The 3,060-nt window shown below is 67.9% G+C and carries 5 protein-coding genes; all 5 read left to right on the top strand.

What is annotated here, in order from left to right; all coding sequences use genetic code 11:
• A partial coding sequence (gene trmD, locus AC5RUJ_RS13580) for a tRNA (guanine(37)-N(1))-methyltransferase (RefSeq protein WP_494156004.1) occupies window positions 1-592 on the top strand: 592 nt, incomplete at its 5' end.
• A 248-nt stretch (window positions 593-840) separates the two neighbouring features.
• On the top strand, window positions 841-1,200 hold the full coding sequence (rplS, locus tag AC5RUJ_RS13585; RefSeq protein WP_493941266.1) for a 50S ribosomal protein L19: 360 nt from the start codon (window positions 841-843) through the stop codon (window positions 1,198-1,200).
• Between the two features lie 32 nt (window positions 1,201-1,232).
• Entirely contained in the window at window positions 1,233-1,943 is a 711-nt protein-coding gene (lepB, locus tag AC5RUJ_RS13590; RefSeq protein ID WP_493999963.1) for a signal peptidase I, read from the top strand.
• Between the two features lie 5 nt (window positions 1,944-1,948).
• Window positions 1,949-2,758, top strand: coding sequence for a signal peptidase I (gene lepB, locus AC5RUJ_RS13595; protein WP_494128255.1), 810 nt, complete (start codon window positions 1,949-1,951; stop codon window positions 2,756-2,758).
• Window positions 2,755-3,060: ribonuclease H family protein (locus AC5RUJ_RS13600; RefSeq protein ID WP_494156005.1), on the top strand; the 306-nt coding region annotated here is incomplete at its 3' end. The genes lepB (AC5RUJ_RS13595) and AC5RUJ_RS13600, both read left to right, overlap by 4 nt.

The raw sequence follows: 3,060 nt of genomic DNA on the forward strand, positions 1-3,060 counted from the left end.
CCCCGAACCGGCCGCCGCCCGGCCGGTCCTGATCGTCCCGTCCCCGGCCGGCGAGGTCTTCAACCAGGCCCTCGCCTACGAGCTCGCCGCCGAGGACCATCTGGTGTTCGCCTGCGGCCGCTACGAAGGCATCGACGAGCGCGTCCTCGACTGGGCGGGCGGGCATTTCCGGGTCCGCCCGGTCAGCCTCGGCGACTACGTGCTGAACGGGGGAGAGGTGGCCGTGCTGGCGATGGTCGAGGCCGTGGGCCGGCTGGTTCCCGGCGTCGTCGGCAACCCCGACTCGCTGGTGGAGGAGTCCCACTCGGACGGGCTGCTGGAGTATCCGGTCTACACCAAACCCTCCGAGTGGCGCGGCCGCGGTATCCCGGACGTGCTGCTCAGCGGAAACCACGCCAAGATTGCCCGGCACCGCCGCGACGAACAGCTGCGCCGCACCGCCGCGCGCCGCCCGGACCTGGTCCTGGCCCTGGATCCGGAAACCCTGGACAAGCAGGACCGCGCTACCCTGGCCGGACTCGGCTACACCGTTACGCCCGAGCGGGTCGTGCCGGATTCGGCGCACCCGGAGCTTCAGCCACGCCGCATGTAGGGCTGGGGCGGCATGTAGGGCTTGGGCGGCGGAATTAGAGCTTGGGCCCTGCCGTGTGGCAAAATAGAGGATTGTGTCCGCTGGGCACGTTCCTGCCACAGGGGGAGCGTCGCCAACAGCCGGACTCTCCGGCCGCCGATTCCCGGATGGCCGGTTTCCTGAATTTCGGCAGCAACCGTTGCAGGCACCGCCTGACCGTCCTGCCGTGACCAAAGTGAATGACCTGTGGCGTTCACCAGGAGTGAGAAATGCATATCCTCGACTCTGTTGACGCAGCATCGCTGCGCAGCGACGTTCCCGAGTTCCGCGCCGGCGACACCGTTAAGGTGCACGTGAACATCATCGAAGGCAAGACCGCCCGTATCCAGGTTTTCCAGGGTTTCGTCATGGGCCGCCAGGGCCATGGTGTCCGCGAGACCTTCACCGTCCGCAAGGTTTCCTTCGGCGTGGGCGTGGAGCGTACCTTCCCGGTACACTCCCCGATCATCGACCACATCGAGGTCGTCACCAAGGGCGACGTGCGCCGCGCCAAGCTGTACTACATGCGCAAGCGCCACGGCAAGGCAGCCCGCATCAAGGAGAAGCGCGACTTCGGCACCGCCAAGTAAAGTTGCCCACCGGCAACTTCTTGACCTAACCAGTGCAGCACCTCCCTGGTTCCCCCGAAGCCTCGGGGGAACAACCAAGACGCCGGCCCGGACTTCCGGGCTGGCGTTTTGTGTTGGCCGTCGTCGCCTGCGCCGTGGTGCTCAGCGCCGTCGTGCGCGCCACGCTGCTGGACGTGTACTACATCCCGTCCGGCTCGATGGAGCCGCTGCTGGAGACCGGCGACCGTGTCCTGGTTTCCCGCACCGACTACCACTTCGGCGGGATCCGGCGGGGCGACCTGGTGGTCTTCGACGGGCGGGGCTCGTTCGCGCCCTTTAATAGCGGCAAGTCCCCGTTCGTGGACGCCGCGCAGCAGGCCGGCCAGTGGCTGGGCATTGCCGGCAGCGACACCATCTACGTGAAGCGCGTGATCGGCCTGCCGGGGGACTCGGTCGAGTGCTGCGGCCCGGACGGGCGGCTGCTGGTCAATGGCGAGCCCGTCGAGGAGGATTACCTCTTTCCCGGCGACGCGCCCAGCGAGGTGGAGTTCTCGGTCCAGGTGCCCAAGGATAGATTGTGGTTAATGGGGGACCACCGGTCGGCCTCGGCCGATTCGCGGGCCCTCCTCGGCGCGCCCGGCGGGGGCATGGTCCCCGTCGAGCGCGTCATTGGCCGCCCGCTGAGCATCATCTGGCCGCTCGACCGGGTGTCCGGGCTGGAGCGGATACAGTTGGATGCCCAGCCAGCGGAGAATCGAGGATAGTGAGTATGGACCAGGACCCGAAGGACACTGGCGGGTACCAGCCGGATGCCTCCGGGCCGCGGAAGCGCGAACGCCAGCGCGAACACAAGAACGCCGGACGGAACTCCCTGTTGTCGTGGCTGAAGGAGATCGCCACGATTGTCGCGGTCGCCGTCGTCCTTTCTTTCCTGATCAAGACCTTCCTCTTCCGCGCCTTCTTCATCCCGTCCACCTCGATGGAGGACACGCTCGAGGTCGACGACCGGATCTTCGTGAACCTGCTGGTCCCGCAGCCGTTTGAGCTCAGCCGCGGCGACGTGGTGGTTTTCCAGGACAAGCTCAACTGGCTGCCGCCGAACGGGGCGGATGAAGGCAACTGGTTCCAGCAAATCCTCACCTTCGTCGGGCTGATGCCGGACGCATCCCAGCAGCACCTGGTCAAGCGCGTCATTGGCCTGGGCGGCGACCAGGTGGTCTGTTGCGACGCCGATGGCCGCATCTCGGTCAATGGGGAGCCGCTGGACGAGGATCCCTACCTGGCGCCGGGCTCGGACAACGCCCGGATTCCCTTCGACGTGACGGTGCCCGAGGGTAAAATCTGGGTCATGGGCGATAACCGGAACCATTCCGCGGACTCGCGCGAACACCAGGACGAGGCGTCGAGGGGCTTCGTGGACCTCGAGTCCGTCGAGGGCAAGGCCAGCGTCATCGCCTGGCCGCTGGACCGGCTGGGCTTCCTGGGCAATTACCCCGAGGTCTTCGACGGCGTCCCGGAACCGTCCGAAGCGTCCGGCGGCGGGAAGCCGGCCCTGGCCCGGCAGGACGAGGCACCGTGACCGGCAGGAACCCCACGCTGCGCTTCGAGCGGTCCTTCGCGGAGGCGGGCCACCGGCTGGTCGCCGGTGCGGACGAAGTGGGCCGCGGGGCCCTGGCCGGACCGGTCAGCGTAGGGATGGTGGCCATCGACGCGACCTCGGCCAAGCAGATCCGCGGCGTCCGCGACAGCAAACTGCTCAGCCCGGCGGACCGGGTGGCCCTGGTGCCCAAGATCCACAAGTGGGCGACGGCCTACGGCGTGGGGCATGCCAGCGCGGCCGAAATCGATGCGCTGGGCCTGATGGCGGCCCTGCGGCTGGCC

The sequence above is a fragment of the Arthrobacter sp. Y3223164 genome (genome assembly GCF_059091005.1).

Excerpts from the sequence above, each read along its gene's own strand:
- rplS (WP_493941266.1), top strand. The coding sequence starts at position 841 with ATGCATATCCTCGACTCTGTTGACGCAGCATCGCTGCGCAGCGACGTT.
- lepB (WP_494128255.1), top strand. The coding sequence starts at position 1,949 with ATGGACCAGGACCCGAAGGACACTGGCGGGTACCAGCCGGATGCCTCC.